The sequence below is a fragment of the Leifsonia sp. L25 genome (genome assembly GCF_050632895.1).
Genome location: NZ_JBODRZ010000003.1, coordinates 2,894,005 through 2,916,951, shown reverse-complemented (window position 1 = coordinate 2,916,951; position 22,947 = coordinate 2,894,005). Strand labels below are relative to the sequence as shown.

Genomic DNA, 22,947 nt, shown 5'->3' with positions numbered 1-22,947 from the left:
CTGTCGCGAGCGACAGAAGACGCCCGAGTCAGTCAGGCCGGCGACGCGCCACCCGCAGCCGCTCGGCCCACGTGACTTTCGGCCCGCGCGTCCAGTCCGTCGGACATGCACAGGCGCGCCGTCCTGACAGGGCTGTCGAGCGCGCCTGGCGTCGGTCCTGCGTGCGCACGTCGGGTTTCCGGCGCTGGGACACCGCAAGAAGGGAAGGGCTCACGAACGATCCGCCCTCCCGGACGAGGCCGCATCGGGTCCCGCATCGACCCCGTCCTCCGGCCGCCTCCGACGGCGGAGCGCTCGCCCGATCAAAAACGCGCCCGCCCCGATCACGGCGATCGGCCAGAGCACGTTAACCAGCGCGAACCATTCCGCCGCGCTGGCGAGCACCACGACCGCTGCCAGGGCCAGCACACCGGCGGGGATCCAGGCCCACCAGCGCGGGGACGCTCCTCCAGGGAGCACGGCGACCAGGACGAAGGTGAGGGCGGCTCCCAACAGGAAGGCCACGCCCGTTCCCGCACCGCCGACGGTGCCCGCCAGCGCGGTGACGATCGAGAGCGTGAGCAGGATTCCGCCCGGGATCAGCGCCCACCAGTGGCGACGATCGCGCAGGTAGATGGCCCAGAAGCCCAAACCGAGCACGCCGAGCATCGGCACCTCGGTCCACTGGCCGAGTCCGCGAGGATCGAGATCCATGAGCGTGACGATCGCTGCGCCGATCAGCGCAGCGCTGGGGATGGCTGCCCACCACGAACGTCGCTCCGCGAAGAACACCAAGCCGAACGTCACGCCGGCGCACACCAGCACCAGCGCCCATAAGACGGGCGTGATGATCACGCCGAGAGATTCGAGCAGCAGGAGAACCCCGGCGGCCAGCACAAGGGCCCCGAGGGCGACCTGAACAGGCAACCGCTTCATTGTTCCTGCCCCTTCCATGCGCAGGGCGAGCGCGATTGATCGGACACCCCTCTCAATCATTCAGCGTGAGAGTCGACGATGCGCGGGACCATGGTCCTTCGGATCGCGGCCGACGGGACGACAGGCCACGCGGCATCCAGGTTCGAGCCGCCAACTGCATGACCGTCGTCACAAAGTGCCCCTGGAGGGACTCGAAAACTGCGACGACCTTTTAAGCACTATTCGCGCAATGCTCAAACCCGCGGAATTCCGCGCTTTTCGACCCCTCTGAGATGACTGCGATCACATAGGAACTCACTCGATTGTGGGCAAATTGTGGGCAAATCTGGGCGTCCGTTGAATCTGACATCTAACCTGTCGGCGCTCGTTAGGAATTGAGCAGAAACGCTCGTGAGGAATTGAGCACCTGATCCAGATTGGACGGGTGATCACCTTGGAGCATTGGGCCTTGATTCGGCGGCTGCACTTGGCAGAGGGAGTGCCGAAGGCGCAGATCGCCAGACAGCTCGGGCTGTCGCGGAACACGGTGGCGAGGGCGTTGGCCTCGCCAGCGCCGCCGACCTATCAGCAGCCGCCGAGACCGTCGGCGTTCGACGAGCTCGAGCCGCGGGTCCGGTCGCTGCTGGCCGAGTTCCCGACGATGCCGGCGACGGTGATCGCCGAACGAGTCGGTTGGGCAGGGTCGCCGTCGTGGTTCCGGAAACGGGTCGCCCTGCTGCGGCCGGAGTATTCACCGAAGGACCCAGCCGACCGGCTGGACTACTCCCCGGGCGACCAGGTCCAGTGCGATCTCTGGTTCCCGCCAGCGCGGATTCCGACTGGGACCGGCCAATGGGCGTCCTTCCCGGTGCTGGTGATGGTCGCCTCGTATTCACGGTTCATCACCGCCCGGATGCTACCCACCCGCAAGACACCGGACCTGCTGGCCGGCATGTGGTCGCTGCTGAGTGGGCAGCTGGGCGCCGTTCCCCGACGACTGATCTGGGATAACGAGGCCGGCATTGGCCGCCGCAACCATCTCGCGGAGGGCGTCACCGGGTTCTGCGGGACGCTGGCCACTCGGATTGTTCAGCTCAAGCCCTTCGATCCGGAGTCCAAGGGCATCGTCGAACGAGCGAACCAGTTCCTGGAGACCTCGTTCATGCCTGGCCGCCAGTTCGAGCACCCCGACGACTTCAACGCCCAGCTGGCGACCTGGCTGACCAGAGCGAATCAACGAACGGTCCGATCGCTCCAGACCCGGCCGACTCAGCTGATCGAGCTGGACCGGAGGTCGATGCTGGCGTTGCCGCCGTTGGACCCGCAGGCCGGGTTCCGCAACCGGATCCGGGTCGGCCGGGACTACTACACGCCCGTGCTCGGCAATGACTACTCCGTCGACCCGGCGGCGATCGATCGGATGGTCGATGTCAGCGCCGACTTGGAGCGGGTCCAAGCGCGTCTCGCCGGTCGGCTGGTCGCCGACCATCCCCGCAGCTGGGGACGCGCCGGACGGATCACCGACCCCGAACACGTCAGCAGCGCCGGCCGGCTGCGGGTCGCGTTCCAGCAACCGTGGCCGAAGACGATCGAGGATGCCGGGATCCTGCGGGATCTGGCCGACTACGACGCCTTCTTCGGCATCACCCTCGACCAGGAAGAGCACACCGCATGACTAGCACCGCGATCAAGCAGATCGACCATCTCGCCCGGGCGCTGAAGGCGCCGCGCATCCAGGAGCACGCTGCCCGGCTGGCCGAGCAGGCCCGCGACGCCGGGTGGTCCCACGAGGAATACTTAGCTGCCGTCCTGGATCGGGAGGTTTCGGCCCGGGACTCCTCCGGATCGGATCTGCGGATCCGGGCGGCCGGGTTCCCCGCCCGCAAGACGATCGAGGACTACGTGTTCGATCACCAACCCGCGCTGAAGCGCGACACGATCTTGCACCTGGCCGGCGGGGCTTTTCTCGCGGGCGGGCAGAACGTCGTCCTGATCGGTCCGCCCGGGACTGGCAAGACACACCTGGCGATCGCGCTCGGGATCAGAGCCGCCCACCTGGGTCACCGGGTTCTGTTCGGCACCGCAACCGAATGGGTAACCCGCCTGCAAGCCGCCCACACGGTTGGCAAGCTCGGCGCTGAGCTGGCCAAGCTGCGCCGTTACGGGCTGATCATCGTCGACGAGGTCGGCTACATCCCGATCGAGCAGGACGCCGCGAACTTGTTCTTCCAACTCGTCTCATCCCGTTACGAACACGCGTCGTTGATCCTGACCAGCAACATGCCCTTCGCCCGCTGGGGCGACGTCTTCTCCGACCAAGTCGTCGCCGCGGCCATGATCGACCGCATCGTCCACCACGCCGAAGTCGTCACACTGAAGGGCTCCAGCTATCGACTCCGAAACACCGAGATCGAGACGCTACCCTCCGTCCGCGCCGAAAACGCGGCAAACTAACCACACAACGAAGTGCTCAATTCCTCACGAGCGAAAGTGCTCAATTCCTGACGAGCGCTGACATAACCTTTCATCCGATGAGCCACCCCGCATCGGGTGTCTCGATGCTACGTCCGCCGCACGATTCCTGGCGGCACCGGAAACTTCCACTGGTGTTAAGCGAGCAGGTCTACGACGAGTAGGTGACGCGTTCAGGGGCCAGGTTCAGACAGTCAGTGAAGTACCACAGCTGATCAATGCCCGCCCGCGCAAGGATAGGGAGTTCGTCGACCTCGCACCTGAAGACGCCGCCTGACGGCTTTCCCTGGAGAGTCGTCAGGTGGCCTGATTTCTGGCGACGGCCCCTCTCCGCATTAGGCTCGCCACGGGCATTTGGATCGGCAGCGATCTGCCGAAGGATCGCTTCCCTTTAGCGCCCGATTACCTGCTGATCGAAAGTAGCCAGCAGCGTTGCCCTTAGGATCGGATGCTGAGTCAAAAAATCATCGAGTCCTCGATGTTCGTTCAGGTCGAAACGATCTCTCCGAAGGGCTCCATGTTGGTCAACGACAAGCTCCTCAAGGTACCCCCTTGCTGTGCCTCGAACCCGGGGTGAGCTTCCAAAGCGACGTAACGTAGGCCCAGCGCGCCCAACAGTGCCCGCTGAAGTTCAAGACCGATTCCTGTCGCGCGAGCGGTCACGTAGTCCATGAAGTCGAATCCGAAGCTTTTCAACAGGTGCTCCAGCCCAACATCGCGTGGAATTCCGTCCCATTCGATGCTGCCGCGAACGTATCGCGGACCGTGATCACCGTCCCGCGCGAGATAGAGCTGAGGTATGAGCGACTCGTCGGAGTTACGAGCTAGCGCTTCAAGCCCGAACAAAATGTCATTCGGTGAATAGATCGCTATGCCGATCTGCTGGGTCAAAACAGCCGATTCCTCGAGCCACTTCCCAATAATCCTTGGCCAAGGCTCGGTGCCTCGAGTAACTTCGGCCACGTTGTTGACCATGCGCTCCCACGCTGGTCTATTCGCTGGAGCTACAGAATCCGTGAAATTAACCGCCCATCGATCTCCCGCGCCGTGCACGATGTCGAGGAGACGCTCACGAGTCCACACGACACGGTCGGCAAATACTCCAAACCCGGCCGTTGACGCTACGTCCCAGTTCGCCTGCGAATCTAAATGAGCGGGCGAACTTGCGACAACGTCGTCCGATTCGACATTTTCAGTGATGCGAGCCTCGACGAATTGCTCATGCATGAAGTCGTCCGGTTCATACTCGTCAAACTCCTCCCCCGGGAAAATCATCTCAACGTGTTGCTTCATCGCCTTTGAAAAGGTGGCGAGCACGAGGAACAAAGCCCAACGATAGATCACCTCTCCAGAGTCCCCGGAATAGTCCAGCGCAAGTAAGACAAAGTCTTGAACGTCCAACTCGTCGAGGGCCGACTGTACTTCGCCCAGCGCAATATCTCGTTTCCCTGCGTCTTCGAACAGCATTCCGAGGTACTCGGGACACAGCTCAACTCCCTTGGAGAGCTCAACTGGCATGAACGGATTGCACGCTCTGATGGAGCCGTCCCCATTGAGCACGAGCTCCAGTCCGACCAGGTAGAAGTCGGCGTGCGCCAAATACCTTGTAAAGGGGACGGCGAGCTCATGCCAAGTGGTCGAAACTAGAACGCATCGCAGCTGGTCAACCCGAATTCCAGGTGGCGTCCCTTGGGGTGGTGTAGTTCTTGGGCTTGAGTGTCACGTCGTTGACGTGGCGAGCCATCGTGCGATGGTCAGTGAGAACTGTCTAGGAATCTCACGAAAGGACACAAACGCACGATGGCTCTTGACCAGTCTGCCCTCCTCGAGCTGCTCGGGGAACTCAAACTCACCGATGTGACCGATCGGATCCGGGTCGCGACCGAGACGCTCTATCAGGAGTTGATCGACGCGGAAGCGGCCGCGTTCATCGGCGCAGCCCCGTTCGAACGCAACCCGGATCGGGTGGCCCAGCGCAACGGGACCCGACCGCGGGCGTTGACCACGACCGCCGGCGAGCTGGAGTTGAAGATCCCCAAGCTGCGGCAGGGCAGCTTCTTCCCGTCGCTGCTGGAGCGGCGCCGCCGGGTCGACCAAGCGTTGTTCGCGGTGGTGATGGAGGCCTATGTTCACGGTGTCTCAACCCGGAAGGTCGATGATCTGGTGAAGGCGCTCGGCGCCGGCACCGGGATCTCCAAGTCCGAGGTGTCCCGGATCTGCGCCAACCTGGACGAGGACGTCGCCGCGTTCCGGGACCGGCCGCTGGCGGAGACGACCTACCCGTATGTGTTCCTGGACGCCACCTACTGCAAGGCCCGCGTCGGCCGACGAGTGGTCTCCCAAGCCGTCGTGGTCGCGGTCGGTGTCGCCGCCGACGGCCGCCGTGAAGTCCTCGGCTTCGAGGTCGGCGAGACCGAGTCGCAACCGTTCTGGACCACGTTCCTGCGCTCATTGAAAGCGCGCGGACTCGACGGGGTGAAGCTGGTGATCTCCGACGCTCACACCGGTTTGATCGCCGCCATCGCCACCGTGTTCGCCGGCGCAGCCTGGCAACGCTGCCGCGTCCACTTCATGCGCAACGTCCTCGCCAACGTCCCGAAGACCGCCGGGCCGATGGTTGCCTCGATCATCCGCACGATCTTCGCCCAACCCGACACTGAACACGTCACCGCGCAGTTCGGCGAGGTCACCCAGATGCTGGCCCGGTCCCATCCGAAGGTCGCGGACATGCTCGAGGACGCCCGTGATGACCTGCTCGCCTTCACCGGGTTCCCGACCGCGCATTGGCGGCAGATCTGGTCCACGAACCCGTTGGAGCGGGTCAACAAGGAGATCAAACGCCGCACCGACGTCGTCGGCACCTTCCCCAACCCGGCCGCCCTGCTGCGTCTGGCCGGGCACGTCCTGATCGAGCAGCACGACGAGTGGGACGGCGCCGACCGCCGCTACTTCAGCGAGCACTCCATGAAGCTGCTGGACGTTCAACCCGAGGAGGTGGCAATCCCCGAACTCACTGCGGCATAATCACCAACAGCTGATCCCGCACGGTGTCGAGAAACTCCACCACTCAACGGGACGCCACCCGAATTCCACGACTTGCCGCTAGAAGAGCGACGTACTTTTCAAGCTCGTGAAGTGCCTGTCGCGCGGTTTGATCAGACCGCTTTAGCTCAATGACGACCAAATCTCCCCGAACATCTCGCGCAAGAATGTCGATTGAGCCGCGCGCCCCTTCGGCGTTCGGCAGCGGATATTCGACTTGAATCAAGGTCAGATCGTCAGCGATCAAGTCGAGGCGCTGTGCCAAATCATCGCGGAGGATGTGCTCGAGCGGGATCGCCCCTTGCCGGGAAGCCGATTTGGTGTGGTCGCTCACGAACTCTCCAAATGCTAAGCCAGACTATTGATCGCGGACTGAGGCTTGCATCCCCGCACTCTCGACGGCGTGCACCAATTTCGACACCTCTTTTGAGTCCGCAACGATTGTGAGCGTCCCCTGGATCCAGGACACGTCGCCCGCGTCGATCGCCTCGTACAAACGGAGGAACAACCGAGCTATCGCATCGCTTTCCGCGGTCGACCCCGTAGGGACCGCAAGCGAGAACGACAATGCCTGCTCGTGCATTCGCGGGTCGTCTTGGACGGGCGGAGTGGCCGGCGCACTTGGATTTGCGGGCTCAGAGTCGAAGCCTGCATCATCTGAACCCGGGGGGCCTCAGAGATCTCCGGTTTCATGAGCCGAAGCCCGGATTGATTCAGATTGATTTCCGACGCGACTGCGACAGTGACGTCTGCGCCGGCGCTGTCGACTAGGCGAATTGACCTGTCTTTCAACGCCCCAAAAATACCTCGGCGCAGATCCTCCTCTCCCTCCGGCAATAGCGGAAGCCTCGGCGCACTCCAGAACGCATCTCGTACTTCGTTCAGAGGCCGACCGTAGTCTTCTGCGCGAAGGTTGAGAACTAGTGTCGATCCACCGAACTCATGGGTGCCAAATGCACGATCTTTTGCGACCAACAAATTCCAAACAGCCGTGCCATCCAAAGCGGACTGAGCATCGCTCTCGAACGTTTCAACGACCATAGTTCTGGGCAAATGGGCATCGGGCTGTGAAAGATATATAATATGCTGATATGAGCTTCGGACCTTGTCTTTGAGAGCGCGTAGGGCTTCATCGCGCGCGCGCGACGCAGCCGCGCGCATTTCCGGATTCTGCTCCATCTCGGGAGCGGCCAAAGCAGAGTCATGCGCAAGATAGTTGACAGCTAGAGCCCGAGCCTGCTGGCGTCTTTGAGTGTTTACCACCGCAAAGATCGCAGAAGCCGCCCACTCGACGGGGAGCCTTTGTCCACCCAGCCCGAGAGCTGATTCAACAGCCTCGAGCGTCGCCTTCTCCATCCCATTTCGAAGCGAGAATTGAGCAGGATCCAGAACAACCAGACGCGTTGTACGCGCGTCATCGATACCGGCGGCGCTAAGCGTCTCAAGGGGGTGAGTCCATCCTGAGCAGGAACAAAGATCCGCTTACGGAAGGGGCCTGTGTTGCTGAGATCTTCCGCGAGTCGAGCAATTGCTTCATCGCGCTCTCGGTCGGAAATGATGTTGCGAGCAGCACGCACCAGGATTGCGAGCGTCTGAGTCGTCGACAAGAAGTAACGCGGTGGCTGGCCGCCTCGTCCAGCGATTACCTCGACTGTGCCCATCCCCGACTCGCCGTCGACCAGCTCTTTGAGAACGGTATCAGCGTCGGCCAACACATAGTCAGAATCTGGGACGAGCGTAGCCGCCTTGACCTCAGGTTCAGAGGCTCCTCTACGGCCTGACCCGCGGCTACCTACCACAGAGGCCAAGAAGATGAACGACGCTGCTCGTTCCGCAGCGCGTGGGTTTACCGAGCTCGTGTCGTCATCCGACCGCTTTCGGTCGAGATTCCGAGCAGCGCCGCCCGCGTCGTCTAGACCGACAATGTCGTTCTGTGCGATCGAACGATAGTTTGCTTGCGTCTTGGCATCGCTAATCAAACCGCTCCCGAGAATGCTCTCTCGGACGTTTGCGTCGGACAACGGCAAATCGCCAGGCCCAATCAATTCCGGCACCCATCCACCCGACATCGCGCGTTCGTAATGCGCGTACACGGTTGCAGCGAAGACGCGAATCGTGGAACGGACCTTCTGAAAGCCAGCCATGTTGGCCCACTCGTTTTCAGCAAGTTGCATGAGCTGCGGGTGGAATGGATACGTGCGCTCTACCTCATCGGCGAATGCACCTGCCCATCCTGCCGACAGCGCATCAAACACCTTTGCCTTCCAGGCGGGATTTCGCATTACATCGAGGTATCGACCGGTTGTCCGTCGGATCGCTTCCGGACTGGCGGACCGCACAAAAAGGCGGCGACGCAGGATCGCGGCGAAGTCAGCATTCTCATTGACTGTAGCGGGCTGGCCGTTCCTCTCGAGCAAACTGCTAAGTTCGTCGCGCCGCCGCTCCCCCGCAGCAGAAAGCGCTATCGAATCTTTCTCAGAGGCGATCATCACGACGAGCATCGCCACGTTCGGAACGTCGTTGACCGTATCGAGCAGCGCGCGCAGGAAGGCCATGTCCTGTGCAATGAGTTCTGGACGGGCCGCGCCATCCAGTCCATTCCCTACATAATCGAGGACTTCATCAACAATGATCAGGACAGGTCGATCCAGCGAACGCAAGGCTTCACCGATCTTCGACTTGTCATTGAAGTAGGGCTGATAGCTCTCATACTTGGCATAGTCGTGAGAGAAAAGTCTCCAGAGAAAACGCTCATAGAGATTCTCCGCCGGCCCGTCCAACGCCTTGTCTGCCGCCCCCGGGGTCATGTTGTCGCATGGGAGTACGACCACATGCGGCCGATTCAAATCGCGAGCGATTGGGCGCCCAGCGATTTGCTCCGCAAGCGCAAAAACCTCGCGCCCGATCTCTGTCTCTGCGAATTCTTGGGGATGGGCCGCCAAGTGCCAACACCCGACACAAGCGTGGGACTTTCCACCACCCATGCCCTGGTCAAGCCGCCTGAGTGCGGGCGCGGCGGTATATCCGTCGCTGCCCAATCGGACTGCCACTTTCGCCAACAAGTCAACGAGCTGATTGGTGGGATATGTTATTTCACCAAACTGCATGGCGTCTGCGTAGAAGGGCTTGGCGCCGGCGGTGGCGTGCACTGCCTGAAAGAGTGACATCTGGACGTCGTCGATCGCGCCTGACGCATCGACGATCTCGGGACGGAGCACAAGCTCGCTCCACCAGCCCGACCGATTGGCACTCATTTGCTCTCCGTCTCAATCTCAAACAAAACTGGCGCGCGCATATCAATATCGCCTTGATCTCGATCGGCGATCCGTTGCGCCCAGACGCTCCTCGTAGTGGATGCGAGGCCACCTTTGGCTCGCAGAATTCCACTCCAAGCGATCGCGTCCGGGTCGGCGTCGGGTAGACGGTCTGACAAGAAGCGAATCGCGGCCCAAAGGAAAGAATCCTGATCGTCACGTTCTGACGCCAGCAAGACACCGGCTACAGCGTCAAGGCCATCGCGCCAGGCGGAAGCCATCCCCAAAGCTACGTCGATGACATCACTGGACGACGAAACGCGGTGGCGAACATCCTTCGCAGAGACGAATCGGCAACCTTTGTCAACATCCGGAACCAGGTCACGAACCTGAGCAAGCTCCATGTCGGACGCCAGCGCTTGCCAACGAAGTTCAGGCTTGGGCGCGATCCCCTTCCCAAACAGTCGAATCCACCACAGGGCGAATCGGGTTCGCGCGTCGAACGTATCGAGCGGGAGGTGATCAATCTCAATCGCCTCTGCATCCTGAACAGCTTTGCGCGCAACCACAAGGAACGTCTCCGGCGGCACCGTGATCCCCTTGTTATTGATCACGCTTGAATACCGCCCGACTACCTCCATAGCCGGTCCGGCAGACGCCATGAGCATGTCGGTTGGAGCGAGACCTGATCGACCCCATTGATCAATCCGCAAAGCGACTTCGGCCTTTACTTCGGCTTCGACAGCGGCCGCGCGCCCGATCGGACGTCCTGGTGGTGCCGGTCGGCAAGCCATCGTTAGCGTGGACACGATATTCGCCTTGCCCTGTTGCCCACCCGATTCGGTGCGTGCTGGCCAAGAGCCGGTCAGTACGAGTTCGGCCTGCGTGATTGACCCAAGCAGTCTTCGCCACACTTCGGGCTCACCATGCCCAAAAACAATAGTGACCACCCCATCGTCGCTGACTACACGCCGCATTTCGGAGAACGCCTGGGACATGAGCGTGTCGTAATGCTCGCGTGTTCTGTGCTCCGTGTAGTCAGATCTCTTCGCCAGCCCTCTCGCGCGCTTGACGATGATCTCTTCGGCCTTCTCCTGAGCGCGAAATGGATCGGTGGTTATAGCCATTGACGGGTCAGCGACAAACATCGCACGCTTGACCCACGCGTAGAAGAGATCGCTTGAGTCTGCGTACGCAATCATCTCGTCGTATGGCGGGTCGGTAACGACCGCCGAGAACGATTTTGAGGCCTGCGGTAACCGCACAGCGCTCCCTCGCTCCACGCGAGTAGGCTGCCCAGGCCGTTCCGGAATAAGGGACTCGAGCGTGCGGATCGTTTGCTGCGCCGACGACCGCCAGGAGCCTCCGCCACCGTTGATCCCAACCTCAAACGAGTCGTACGAATAGGTCAGCGATCCTTCATTAACGAAAATCCCTGCGACGCTGATGCTTCCGCGGTCTTGAGACCTGAGCCACGCTCCGCGCGTGCTGTATCGAAGTTGGCGCACCAGGGTCGACGATGCGTACCCCGCGAGAGCCATCCTGTACCTCGGCGAGACTCCTACCTCGCTCATCTCTCGACTTAGCTCATTGACGATCCGGGCGACTCGAATGAATGACAGAGTTTGCCGAGGGACGCAGAGATCTCCGTAATTGCGCGCCCCGTAAATGGATGGACCGACAATATTGTTGTTTCCCGGCGCAATCCCTTCATCCGGTATCGCTGGCAAGAGCGGACTGAAGGCCGGTTCGTTATCCAGGGCTTGCTTCGCGTTCTGGGCTGCCTCTATCTCTTCGAGCTCAGGGAGACGGAAAGTCTTCCCCAAGTCCTTGTCAAAATCTGCGACAAGAAGCAGTCGGTCCTCGCCCAACCCTTCATTCGTAAGACGGCGGTGTACCTCCACGGGGTGAACGTGGTCGCAGAAGACGCAAATGGCCGACTTACCTGGGATCCGCCTGCCATCTGAATCCAGTGCCACGGCGAGGGTCGGAGGGCGCCGCTCACCGCCCGCGTGAACGACGACATCGAACCTCTCACCATCAGACGAGGGGCGCACGTAAAAGGCTTGACCCTCGTCGTTGATCGCAGCACGTGCCTTGGTTGCTCGGCGAACGGATGGGGTTCTCAGCGCAGAATTTGTAAAGAGCGGAAAACGTCTACCGCATTCCTGGCATGGAAGCGTGACTGCCCACAAGTACCCCCACGGCCCCTTCCCATCCGGCGCGGGATAGAACTCGCCCATTGCTTTTGCATGACGTTGGCTAATCTCGTCTAGCACAGCTTCGACATCCCGAACAAGTCGTGACCCTGTAATCCGTTCAGACCGCCCAAAAGGAAGGTCAGGCTCGGAGCTCCAATCCACGAATGGAAAATCCGTCAGCAGTTTCGAGGCGAGGACCGCAACCGGCGCATACTCCACTGCTTCTGACCGTGTGCCTAGTCGAGCAGCCTCTAGCGGGATCATTCCGCGTCCAGAAAACGGGTCGAGTACTGACGGGCCGTCCGGCCAGGCCATCTCAACCTCTCGACGCAGGGAATCCCACGCCTCGTAGCGGCCCTCCATCGCTCGGCGGACAAGAGCCTGAAGACGGCGTTGTTCAGCCTCCGAATCAGGCCACGGCAAAAGGCTTGTGATTACTGCTGCCTTGGCCTGCGCGGTTGGCCTCGCAGCGAACCACGTAAACAGGCCACGTTCCGTATTGCCGCTTCCCCATCCTGCTCCTGTGGCCTCGCTAACCTCCGCGCAGGGGAACCAACGTTCGATCATCCTGGTCATGCGTACTCCGTGTGGTGTTTTGCCGTTACCAAAGCGCTGCCTGGAACCCGAAACACCGAGTCGCGGGCGATGTCAGTTCCGAGAAGGCGGATTGGATCCGAGATGGCAAGGAATACTTCTCCGCGGCCGTCGGCGCAGCCATCGACCACATATAGCCAGTAGCCGTCGCCTTGCTGCAGAGCTATTAGTACTTCATTGGCCGTCATGCGTACGCCCTGGCTTGATGCAGCCCCCCACACGCCCTTGACCTCGACGCAGCGCTGCTGACCGCCCCTCGTCGCCAAGAGGTCGTAGCCTCGACCCTCCGTCGACACGTCGTTGACTGCCCAACCTTCACTTCTTAGTCGGTCCCTGACGCAAATCATCGCGATGAGTTCAGAATCCTTTTCCTCTGGCGTTGGTGGCGCACCAATCGCTTTCACGTCAACCTGACCGACGAGCCGAACGTCGTCAACGATCGCGTCTGTCATTCCCTCAAGCAGCGATAGGCGCTTCTCAACCTGTGCAGATAGCGACGCACGCATAGCCAGACGCTCTTCGCGGTCGGCAATTGCCTTGGTGATGTTGACCGGCAACGCCGCGAGCTCCTTTCGGGCGCCTGCGAACCACTCTGCCTTGGCCTTCCGCAGCTTGTCGCTCATGTGCGCCGCCGCCTCATTCGCTGCAACGCTGGCTTCATGCATGCGCGCGGGATGGGTTCCGTGGCTACTGGCGTCGGACGGCGCTATGTTGGCGAGGGCCTCCCACCTTACTGGTCGAGCACTCCCGGTCTCGTCGATGCGGATCAGGGTTAACCACGGCGCTTCTTCGCCCTGTTGTCCATCCCGAAGGACACCTTCGAAAGCGAAAAGAGTGTAATCGCTCGCGCTTGTTGCATCCACGGCTGCTCCGCCGCGATACAAATCTGGCGAAAGTACGATATCGGCCTTTGCAACCAATTCTTGGAACGCAGGTTCACCTGGTCCGAGAGCTGTAATTTGGCTCGTGTCCATATCGAGCGAGGCAAGCTGCAGTGCCGCGCCGGATGTAGCGATGAGCTTGCCGGTCGGCGCGAAGAGAACTGGACCGTGGGAGGGATTGGATAGACGAAAGATTCCCTCCCCCGTCGCGGTCGATTCCACGCGAAGGACACTCGCCGCATCGAGCCGGCGGAGATATGCCTCAACGATCGCCGGGTTGACCCGATCAAGCATGTCGCTCTGAAGTAGCTTGATTGCTGCAAGCGTGTCCACCTTGCTAGACAAGGCGACCTCCTGGCTTTGTGCCGCGTTAGCGGCTCGTTTAAGATCCTCAGCTTTCAGCCGGTCAGCCGCTGCGGTAGCTTCTATTTGCCTTGACGGCTCGTCGGCGAAGAAGGCGGTTAGCCACTCGGTGTAATGCACCCCAGTGAGCTCGGCAACGAGCGAGAGACTGTCGAACATTTGGCCGTTCAACTCATTGGCGGCCGTCACGAATCGCTCAAGAAGCTTGTGAAGAGTCTCTCCTTCGCGAGTACCGATCGCGATCAAGTTGTAGAGTTCTACGTCTCTCTCTTGACCGATCCGGTGAATTCGTCCCATTCGCTGTTCGAGGCGTACGAGCGACCAGGGAATGTCATAGTTCACCAGTACGTGAGCCGACTGAAGGTCAATTCCTTCGTTGCCGGCGTCGGTGGACACTATCACCTGAAATTCCTTGCGCATGAAAGCCGCTCGGACTTCGTCGCGTTGAGCGTTCAGTTGACGCCCGGAGTACATGCGCGCGGAATATCCCAGCCGATTGAGCTCCTGCGTAAGCCATTCGGCCGAATCGGCGTATTCGGTAAAGACCACAGCTTGTTCCGTACCGCCCGGGACAATTGAGTTCGGTCGTAAGCACTCGGCGACTAGCTTTTCGCGCTTTGATGCCGCATATCCGGCCGCTACAAACGCGTCAATTTGCGCGAGGAGCTCGTCAATTGCCGCGCGCTCTTGACGTGCTGAGGTGCTGTCGGCGTAGACAACAGCGGCTTCTTCCCGCGCGGACTCATCTTCTCCCTGCGGATCTGCAAACAGCTCCGCCTCTACCTGCGACTTTTCACCCATTAGTGCTCTGCGTCGTTGAAGTGTCTGGCTTAGCGCGAAGAGGGTGGATGCGGCGCGCTTTCCGTAGACCATTCGCGCGAGCGGCCTCGCCGAGATGGGAAAATAGTCGTCCACAAGTTCCAGCGCGCGCCTGTAGACCGAATCCTCCGCAGACGACAGTTGCACTCGGACGTTGGTGGCGTGGCGCCCGCGGAAAAGCGGCGTGACGTTATCCCTATCGAAAAGGTCCTCCTTCATCCGGCGCAGGAAATGTACCGACCCTGGTTTGAGGGGTGAGAGCTCTGTGTTCGGATCGTCTCCAGGATCCGGGTAGATCTCGGCATCCACGAGATGGAGAAGATGACGAAATAGCCACTCAGACCCGCGATGCGGAGTGGCGGTCATGAAAACAGCCCGCGGTGTGTTTCCCGCGAGAAGGCGTCCGACCGAATGAAAAGTCGCGGCAGTCGGGGTTAGCCGATGGGCTTCATCAAAGATGACCAAATCCCAACCAGCGCGATCGGGGCGAATTGCGTGTTGAACGCTTGCGTTCGACGCGGCCAACTCAAGCGAAACGATCCATGTGTCATGGTCAACGTCAAGGGCGTGCTGATGAATTGTCTCGCTCGTTACCCTTCGAAGCTCGCCCCCGAAAAACCGCTCGAAGTCGTACTGCCATTTAGTAACGAGGTTGGCCGGGGCAACCACAAGGGCCCTTCTCACGAGCCCCAGCTTCTGCGCCTCGCGCAGGTACAGTCCAGCCATGATCGTTTTGCCGGTGCCAGGCTCGTCGGCGAGTAGAAACCTCAGCTGCGGTTGCGGGAGCATCGCGCCGTATACAGCGTTAGCTTGATGGGCGAACGGCTCGAGGGGCGTCGAAGCTAACAAGGTGGACGAACCGCTAGAAGTGGACGCCATCATCCATCTGGTCCACAGGCCGGCGATCACGCTAGCCGACGCGCCCGAGCCATCGCGGGAAATTCGTTCGACGGAGTCAATTTGCTCCGGGCCTAAATCGACCGGACGAGCGAGCAGGTCGCCTCCATCTCGGGCAAGAAAGAGCCTGATACCGGTCCCGTTTGGGATGACCGAAACAATCGTGACCCAATCCGAAACCCCAGCAGTCGGAATGCGAACCCGCTGTCCCTCTGCCAATTGCATGCTTTTACTCTAGGGGCCAGCCGAGGGGTCAAATCGTTGCACACACCGGCACGACGTCGACGGCATGACACACAATCGGGGGTGCATTCGATCGATACGCTCGATCCGCATGCCGATGCATATCCGCGCCTGTCCAACCCGGGTTGATGCCGTCGAAGCGCCCCTCCAATTCAGCAGTAAACGCAGTGGCAGGTTGGGTGGAGAAAGTCCGGGGAAGAAGACAAGCGACTGAGAGAAGGAAGGAAGGGACAGACGAAGAGAAAGAGGGCAGAGAAAGGACGAAGGAAGACTGAAGGGAAACAAGCCAAGGAAGGGAAAGGAACAAGCGAGGAGAATCGAGAGAAGCTGATGCACGTAGGCACTTAAGTGGAGCGGCCTGCGCCAGTCCCGGTTTCAAAGGGCTTCCGCGTCAACCTCGTTGCCTCGATCTCACCGACTATCAGGGTCGGCCGATCCGTGTCCTGCCCCTGATCCATGTGGACGACGGCGTCTACATGCCCCTGCTCAACGAGCCGATCAAGGTGTGTCAGCACTGGCCCCCGCGTCGTTGCCCGTGCGGTGACGGGGCCACATCCATGTCTTCACGTGCGGCTAGTCGAGGTCGCCGCACGCGGCGCTGCACTGTTGGGGTTTGAGGGCCTTTCCGTCGCCCGATCGTAGCTCGCTCCCGGTGCTCCGTGCCGGGCTTTCGCGGCGTAGCCTCCTCCGCTGCGCTCCCCCGATACTCCACGACCCGGCACTGCACACCGTCCGCTCGCTCTCGATCACTCGCCGGAACGGCGCTCAAAAACGATCGACCTGGGGAGTGAGTGGGATGCGGGTATTCATCATCGACACCAGCAACATGGCATCGGAGCTGGAGGGCGGACTCCTCGGCGTGGAGGGGTCCCCGAACCCGACCGCGGCGGAAAAGCAGGAGTGCGTTGAGATAGTCAGCACTTACGTGATGGATGGGTGGGCGATCGCCGCCGACCCGCACACTCCGATCGGTTGGCTCGCCGCCCTCGCCGCGGAGACGGCATGCGTGCCCTTCGTCAACCTCACCCGTCTCGCTCCAGGTGAACCCGCGCTGCAGCCTGCAGCACACCCTTGATCCACCGACTGGCGACTCAGCCACGCGGCGGGGCTGTCTTCTGTTGCGAAGCTCGAATGCCCGGCCACGCGATGCGGTCGGGCAGTGAACGGTTTCCTGTGAGTTTCTGATTTGCGCGTCAAAACCTCCTGGCAAACACAACGTGTAGGTATGAGGGCATCGCTTTCGGGAACGGCACCGCGGCGCAGTTCGCCGTTGGCTGCGCCGGGAGTCTTGCCGGATTCACAGCAGAAGCGGCCTGCACGTCCCCCGTACACCTCCGCTACCGCACGATCGAACACGCTGAGCTGCGGTCGTCTCAGGCTCGCGTCGGTGGTTGGGCGGACGATGATCGGGCGGTCTCCTGACACGGTTCACGACGGGGAGAAGTGGCCCGATAGTGATGCCGTTCCAGCGGGTTTCGGACATTTGAGCCATTTGCGCGCCAAAACCACCTTGGAACCGGAAGTTCTAACTAGAAGGACCTTTTTGAAAGGACAAGGCTGTCCAGTTTCGGGAATCCCGAAGACAAGGCAAGCGGGAGGTGAGTTCAGGTGCGAGGTGGAGTAGCCAGATGGAAGCGGGGACAGCGGTCCCACGGGGTCAGGCAAGCGGTGGACTACGCCTTCAGCGGCGTCTGTGACGCCACCCTCACCGCCAAAACCGCCGAGGGTGTGATCGCTGCCGCCGGCTACGCCGACGCGATGATGACCCGGTACATCGTCGAACACGGCGCCATCCGCGACGACCTTCTCACCCGCGACCAGCTCAAGGACTGGGTCGACGGACTCGACCCACTCGCCGGGGAACGCCGTGGCCGGGATCTCGAGTCGCCGGTGGCAGACCTGATTCTTGATGCGACGATCAATGCGCCGAAGTCGTTCTCGATCGCTGCGATGCTCGACCCCGACCTGGCCGCCGCGTACGAAGACCTCCAAGACCGACTCCGCGACCGAATCATCAAGCTCTGGCAGTCCGAGCTCAACGCCCGCCGCGGCAAAGGCGGCGCCATCCGAGAAGATCTCGCAAGGATCGAAGTCGTCGAACTCCGCCACGAACGCTCCCGCTCCCTCGACCCGCACAAACACCGCCACCTCTGGCTCAACGTCAAAGTCCAAGGCCGAGACGGCAAATGGTCCAACATCGACACCCGCGTCGCATTGCGGTTCCAGAACGTCATCAACGCCGAAGGCGACCTCGCCTCCCGCACCGACCCCACCTGGATCAACGCACTCGCCGCCAAGGGCTTCACCCTTAATGAGGACGGGGAGATCACCCAACTCCAGCACCTGGTACGCCCACTGTCGAAGCGGTCCGCGCAGATCGAAGCCAACAAGGCCATCCGCACCGCCTGGTGGAAGGAGCAGCACCCCGGGCAGGAGCCCTCCCACGATGTGCTCAGCCAGATCGACCACTGGGCGTGGGCGGTCGGCCGACCAAACAAACCCGGCAAGCTGGAGGAAGACGGCTGGGCCGAGCTCGTCCGTGAAGAGCTCGCTGCTACCGACCCCACCATCGGCATGCAACGTTCTCCCGTACCGCTACCTAGCGTCGCCGTCGAAGATCTCGACCTCGAATTGCTGGCAGCCAAGGCTGTCGTCGACGCGGACGCCCGCTCGACCGGCAGCGGCGGCCGATTCAGCGAGTGGGACATTCGGGCCGGCGCGCTCCGCGCAATCGCTGCAACAGGTGTTGTCGCCGACCGTGACCAACTAGCGAAGCTCGCGGAGGAGGTCGTGGCGCACTCGCACACGGTGACGCTGATCTCTGAACCGGACGCCCCGAAGCACGTCAAGCACCTCATGGCGGTCTCCACCGCTACGCTCAAGGCCACCCTCGCCCAAAAGGTCGACACTATCTCCGCACCTGGACACATCCTCGGCGCAGCCGAAGTCGCCGCGATCGGTTACGCGATCGAGCCCAATCGGACGCTCGATGACGGCCAGCTCTCCGGCGCGGCCGCGATCGGCGGCACATCCCGGAATGTTGTTGTCTCCGGCCCGGCGGGCACCGGTAAGACAACGATGCTCAAAGTCGCGGGCGCAGCTCTGCGGCGACGCGGCCACCAGATGATCATCGTCGCGCCAACCAAGAAGGCTTCCACTGTGGCGGGACGCGAGACGATGAGCGCGTCGTCGTCACTCCATCAGCTTCTCCACGACTACGGATGGCGCTGGGCGACTACCACCTCTGGCGCAACCGAGTGGCGGCGGCTTTCCATCGGCGAACCCGACTCGGCGTCAGGCTGCGTCTATCGAGGGCCCCGGCTTAGAATCAACGCGGGTGATCGCATCGTTGTCGATGAGGCCGGCATGCTGGACCTCGAGGCCGCGAATGCACTTCTCGATGTCCTACATGACACTGGCGCAGGTGTCGCCTTGGTCGGCGACCAACGTCAAGCCTTGCCGGTCGGGCATTCCGGCGCCATGGCAGTGTTCTGGCGCCGCTCAACCGATAGCGTCGAGCTTCGAACAACCCACCGCTTCAAGGATCCGGCGTGGGCAGAGCTCACTCTCCGGCTCCGCGACCCCCAGGGCGAAGACGACATGCACAAGGTTGCCACAGACCTCGTCGCGAGGGGCCATGTCGTGATGACCGATAGCGATGCGGCCGCGCGCGAAGCGATGGTCGCCGGATGGTTCGACGCCACGCAGTGTCGGGAGACGATCGCGCTAGTCACCGCGACGCACGCTGAAGCCCAGGAGATCAGCGAAGCGATCCAACACCGACGGATTCAGTCCGGGGCGATCCACGCTGGACGCGCACTTTCGGGACAATCCGGTCAGGCGATATTCGTCGGAGACATTGTCCAGACGCGACTCAATGACAGGGCTGCCGACGTCCAGAACCGCCAGAACTGGATCGTTAAGACCATCGGCAACGACCACGCGATCCTGGCTGCGAGCACCGACACGACCGATCTAAGGAAAGTCAGCCTCGACTACGCCGCATCGCACATCCACCTCGCCTACGCCACAACGGTGTACGGCGTTCAGGGCGAGACCACCGACCGCGCCCTCGTTGGACCAGGCGTTGACGCCGCCGGCCTCTACGTCGGTCTCACTCGTGGGAAACAGCACAACGCCGCCGTGCTGGTCGCGCCAACGACCAATTCCGCCAAGTCCCAACTTGTCGACATGATGCAACGCCAGACTCTCGAGGAGACAATGGCGAAGTCGCGAGGCGCGGCACATACCGAACTCCGGAGGGCCGCGCAATCGTCCACCGGGCCGATCGCCGCTGCGCCCGATCGCCAACTAGCGCCGGTCGGCCTCCGGTGACCGCGCCGCTAGATCTGTTGGGTTGGAGCGTTCGCGAGCAACTCGCGGCCACGCGGATTGACGCCATCCAACGTGCCGCCGTGAGCATCGAACCGAAAAATCGCGATCCCCAATTCGTCGGCTCTCACTCGAGCGAATGGACTCACACCGTGACCCGCGAAGACCAGCCCCGGCGACCATCAGCCGCGACGACAGCCGCCGCACGCTCAACGAGCTCGACTTCCACGTTCCCTCGGTTGTTATCAACCCAACCCAGATAGTCGGAGGAATACAAGTCGCAGGCCTGACGCGGGTCACCCGTCGCAAAAACGGTTGCGTCAGAGGCTCCGAGATAGCGCATCCACTCCTTGCAGAGCTCCACGGCTTCATCGTCCGAGGCTCCCCATGGTCTTGGTTCAGGCGTCTCTCTCACATGTCCAGAGTGCACCCATCCTCGGATAGCCAGCTAACGCGATTGCACTCCTCATCGCGGCGCTGCCTCGTCGGTGGCCAGAGTTAGGTTCTGCGAGTGGGAAGCATCGACGCTTACGAGTCGGCCAAAGGCCGACGCTATCGCGTGCGCTGGCGCGACCCCGAACACCAGCAACGCGAGAAGCGCGGGTTCCGCACCAAACGCGAAGCCGAGCTCTACAACGCGACGGTCGAAGTAGCGATGATGAAGGGGACCTACTTCGAGGCGTCTCAATCCAAGATCACAGTCGGCGAGCTCGCTGAGGAGTGGCTCGCCAACAAGGAGCAAGCCCTCAAACCCTCGAGCTTCTCCCCCATCCGCATCGCCTGGCGGGTCTATGTCGAGCCGCGCTGGGCGACGACACCGATCGGCGCCATTCGCCCCTCCGCGGTCGAGAAGTGGATCCGAGAACTGAGCCAGGGCAAAGCTGTCACGGTTCGGGTCCGCGTGGGCAACGCCGGTAAGCCACGATCGGCCGGCGTCGTCCTGCGCGCGGTGGGGATCCTCGCCGGGATCCTCGATGTTGCAGTACGTGATGGCAGGATTCCGGCGAACCCGGCTCGGGGTGCGAGCAACCTTCCACGTAAGGGAACCAAGAAGCGTCGCCGGTATCTCACTAATGAGGAGGTTTTCCGCTTCGCACGAGCGGTGCCCGATGACAAGCGCAGCGTCCTCGTGTTGACACTGGCCTACACCGGCATCCGCTGGGGCGAAGCCGTCGCCCTCACCGTGAACGACATCGACCTCGACCGTTGCCGTCTGGCCATCCACCAGACCGCGACAGAAGTAGACGGGCTCATCCACGTCGGGCCGCCGAAGAGCTGGGAAGCTCGTTCGGTACCGTTCCCCGCATTCCTCGCCCCACGCTTCGAGCAGCTCATCGCAGCAAAGAAGCGTGACGACCTCGTCTTCCCCGCACGAGCGGGCGGCTATCTCGCGCGACCCGACACCGCCTGGAACCGGCAGTCCTGGTGGCTAACAGCGCTGCACGATGCCGGACTCGAGCACATGACCCCGCACGACCTCAAACACACCGCCGCCAGCCTCGCGGTGAGTGCCGGTGCCAACGTCAAGGCCCTCCAGCGCATGCTTGGGCACAAGTCAGCTGCGATGACGCTGGACACGTATGCTGACCTCTTCGAGGACGATCTCGGGTCGGTCGCCGATCGGCTGAACGAACGGGTCCTGTCGGAGAGCGGAGGAAGCTTATGGAGCAACTGACGCACCCACTATCTGAGCGGGAAAGAGTTATACTCAATTGAGTATAACCGCGAGGAGGTGAGTGGGATGGCATTCGCGGATCTGATTCGGGCCGCACGCAAGGCCTCAGGATTCAGCCAGGCAGAAATCGCAGACCGCTCGGACACGTACCAACCGATCGTCTCTAGCGTGGAACGCGGCAAGCGAGACACCAGTGTCGCGTCCGCAGGGCACCTCGCGCGCGCCGCACGGCATCGTCTCCTCCTCATTCCGACTACCCATCCGAGCGCCGTCGAAACGGCAGCGCGCATCGCCGCCGCCGTCCACGAGGGCAGCCGGGACGGCGCGTTCCGCGCGCTCCTCGACCTTTCTGATGGGCTGGCGAAGGAAGACCCACTGGTCGTTGCGGCGCTCGTCGTCGCCCAGCCAGAAGGCACCGGCAGCCGAGATTGGGACGCGGCATTGTCCGGCACCGTCGCGTACCGGCTGCGCCAGGCGGGTCTGCCCGCGGCGCTCTGGACGAATCAAGCGATTACCGAAGACTCTGAGCTGCGGGCCCCGCACCTACACCCGCTCGACGACGCACCGGATGCGTCCAAGGTGCCGCCCGAGTTCCTCGAACGGGGCATCCTGATCGAAGAGGGAACGCTCGCCAGTGTCTGATCAACGACCTGGTCTCGACCGCGACTCACTCATCGATGGACTGAACGATCTCATCGAACGAGTCCAAGCCGAAGGGATCGGCCCTGTCCGGATCAGCATAGTGGGAGGTGCCGCTCTGGCGCTCTCCCACATCGACCGCCGGCGAACGGTCGATGTCGACGCACGCTTGGACCCACACGATGCTCTCATTCGCGTCGCCGAGCGGATCGCTGTCGAGCGCGATTGGCCGTCCGACTGGCTGAACTCCAACGCCTCTCAGTTCTTCCCCGACTGGGGCAAGTCCGTCGACTGGAGACCCCTTTACGACCACGACGGTGTCCGCATCGAAGTGGCGCCGGCGGATGCGCTTCTCGCCATGAAGCTCCGCGCCGCGATGGGCCGACCCGGACGTGACACCGCCGACATCGTCAGCCTCGTCGCCGAGCTCGACATCGAAAGCGCCGACGACGCCGAATCGATCTTCTCCGCTTACTACCCAGGCGACGCACTGAACGACCGGGTCTACGCGCTTGTGGAACGCGCTGTGGCGCACCGCGCCGAGTTCCGCACCACGGCGCTCCCTGACGTCGAGCTGAAGCCAAAGGCGCACTGACGGTACTGAACCCAAGATCGTGCCCGCTCGTTCACTGCCAACGGGG

14 protein-coding genes are annotated in these 22,947 nt (G+C 61.9%); 8 read left to right on the top strand and 6 right to left on the bottom strand.

Annotation, left to right across the window (positions count from 1 at the left end):
• Window positions 1-210: 210 nt before the first annotated feature.
• Window positions 211-915 (bottom strand): hypothetical protein, encoded by a 705-nt coding sequence (locus ACRAWC_RS18675; protein WP_431349064.1) that lies wholly within the window; start codon window positions 913-915, stop codon window positions 211-213.
• 433 nt (window positions 916-1,348) lie between these two features.
• Between ACRAWC_RS18675 and istA the strand changes: the two genes are divergently transcribed.
• Both istA and istB read left to right on the top strand, forming a co-directional pair.
• Complete coding sequence (istA, locus tag ACRAWC_RS18670; protein WP_407792084.1) at window positions 1,349-2,569, top strand: IS21 family transposase; 1,221 nt, start codon at window positions 1,349-1,351, stop codon at window positions 2,567-2,569.
• A complete protein-coding gene (istB, locus tag ACRAWC_RS18665) occupies window positions 2,566-3,348 on the top strand; it encodes an IS21-like element helper ATPase IstB (RefSeq protein ID WP_407792078.1) in 783 nt (260 codons plus the stop codon). Before istA ends, istB begins: the two co-directional genes overlap by 4 nt.
• Window positions 3,349-3,852: 504 nt before the next feature.
• Here the strand turns inward: istB and ACRAWC_RS18660 are convergent.
• Entirely contained in the window at window positions 3,853-4,965 is a 1,113-nt protein-coding gene (locus ACRAWC_RS18660; RefSeq protein ID WP_431349063.1) for a hypothetical protein, read from the bottom strand.
• 201 nt (window positions 4,966-5,166) lie between these two features.
• Here ACRAWC_RS18660 and ACRAWC_RS18655 point away from each other — a divergent pair, with 201 nt between their 5' ends.
• Entirely contained in the window at window positions 5,167-6,390 is a 1,224-nt protein-coding gene (locus tag ACRAWC_RS18655) for an IS256 family transposase (RefSeq protein WP_431347436.1), read from the top strand.
• Window positions 6,391-6,433: 43 nt separating this feature from the next.
• Here the strand turns inward: ACRAWC_RS18655 and ACRAWC_RS18650 are convergent, their stop codons facing one another.
• The 4 genes from ACRAWC_RS18650 to ACRAWC_RS18635 form a co-directional block, all read right to left on the bottom strand.
• Window positions 6,434-6,742 carry an endonuclease NucS domain-containing protein gene (locus ACRAWC_RS18650; protein ID WP_431349062.1) on the bottom strand — a complete coding sequence of 103 codons (309 nt, stop codon included), beginning with the start codon at window positions 6,740-6,742 and terminating at the stop codon, window positions 6,434-6,436.
• Between the two features lie 922 nt (window positions 6,743-7,664).
• Window positions 7,665-9,662: a DUF499 domain-containing protein gene (locus tag ACRAWC_RS18645; protein ID WP_431349061.1), complete on the bottom strand. Its 1,998-nt coding sequence runs from the start codon at window positions 9,660-9,662 to the stop codon at window positions 7,665-7,667.
• A complete protein-coding gene (locus ACRAWC_RS18640; RefSeq protein WP_431349060.1) occupies window positions 9,659-11,533 on the bottom strand; it encodes a hypothetical protein in 1,875 nt (624 codons plus the stop codon). The genes ACRAWC_RS18645 and ACRAWC_RS18640 overlap by 4 nt, the downstream gene beginning before the upstream one ends.
• Before the next feature lie 902 nt (window positions 11,534-12,435).
• Window positions 12,436-15,642 carry a helicase-related protein gene (locus ACRAWC_RS18635; protein WP_431349059.1) on the bottom strand — a complete coding sequence of 1,069 codons (3,207 nt, stop codon included), beginning with the start codon at window positions 15,640-15,642 and terminating at the stop codon, window positions 12,436-12,438.
• A gap of 814 nt (window positions 15,643-16,456) precedes the next feature.
• On the opposite strand from ACRAWC_RS18635, the gene ACRAWC_RS18630 reads away from it, so the two are divergent.
• The 5 genes from ACRAWC_RS18630 (at window position 16,457) to ACRAWC_RS18610 (ending at window position 22,901) form a co-directional block, all read left to right on the top strand.
• Window positions 16,457-16,735, top strand: coding sequence for a hypothetical protein (locus ACRAWC_RS18630; RefSeq protein WP_431349058.1), 279 nt, complete (start codon window positions 16,457-16,459; stop codon window positions 16,733-16,735).
• A gap of 593 nt (window positions 16,736-17,328) precedes the next feature.
• The gene (locus ACRAWC_RS18625; protein WP_431349057.1) at window positions 17,329-19,995 is read left to right on the top strand and encodes an AAA family ATPase; all 2,667 of its coding nucleotides are present in this window, start codon (window positions 17,329-17,331) and stop codon (window positions 19,993-19,995) included.
• A gap of 508 nt (window positions 19,996-20,503) precedes the next feature.
• Entirely contained in the window at window positions 20,504-21,667 is a 1,164-nt protein-coding gene (locus ACRAWC_RS18620) for a tyrosine-type recombinase/integrase (RefSeq protein ID WP_431349056.1), read from the top strand.
• A 66-nt stretch (window positions 21,668-21,733) separates the two neighbouring features.
• Window positions 21,734-22,309, top strand: coding sequence for a helix-turn-helix domain-containing protein (locus ACRAWC_RS18615; protein WP_431349055.1), 576 nt, complete (start codon window positions 21,734-21,736; stop codon window positions 22,307-22,309).
• Window positions 22,302-22,901 (top strand): hypothetical protein, encoded by a 600-nt coding sequence (locus ACRAWC_RS18610; RefSeq protein WP_431349054.1) that lies wholly within the window; start codon window positions 22,302-22,304, stop codon window positions 22,899-22,901. The genes ACRAWC_RS18615 and ACRAWC_RS18610 overlap by 8 nt, the downstream gene beginning before the upstream one ends.
• Window positions 22,902-22,947 lie beyond the last annotated feature (46 nt).

Excerpts from the sequence above, each read along its gene's own strand:
- ACRAWC_RS18675 (WP_431349064.1), bottom strand. The coding sequence starts at position 915 with ATGAAGCGGTTGCCTGTTCAGGTCGCCCTCGGGGCCCTTGTGCTGGCC.
- ACRAWC_RS18630 (WP_431349058.1), top strand. The coding sequence starts at position 16,457 with ATGCGGGTATTCATCATCGACACCAGCAACATGGCATCGGAGCTGGAG.
- ACRAWC_RS18635 (WP_431349059.1), bottom strand. The coding sequence starts at position 15,642 with ATGCAATTGGCAGAGGGACAGCGGGTTCGCATTCCGACTGCTGGGGTT.
- ACRAWC_RS18615 (WP_431349055.1), top strand. The coding sequence starts at position 21,734 with ATGGCATTCGCGGATCTGATTCGGGCCGCACGCAAGGCCTCAGGATTC.
- ACRAWC_RS18645 (WP_431349061.1), bottom strand. The coding sequence starts at position 9,662 with ATGAGTGCCAATCGGTCGGGCTGGTGGAGCGAGCTTGTGCTCCGTCCC.
- istB (WP_407792078.1), top strand. The coding sequence starts at position 2,566 with ATGACTAGCACCGCGATCAAGCAGATCGACCATCTCGCCCGGGCGCTG.
- ACRAWC_RS18655 (WP_431347436.1), top strand. The coding sequence starts at position 5,167 with ATGGCTCTTGACCAGTCTGCCCTCCTCGAGCTGCTCGGGGAACTCAAA.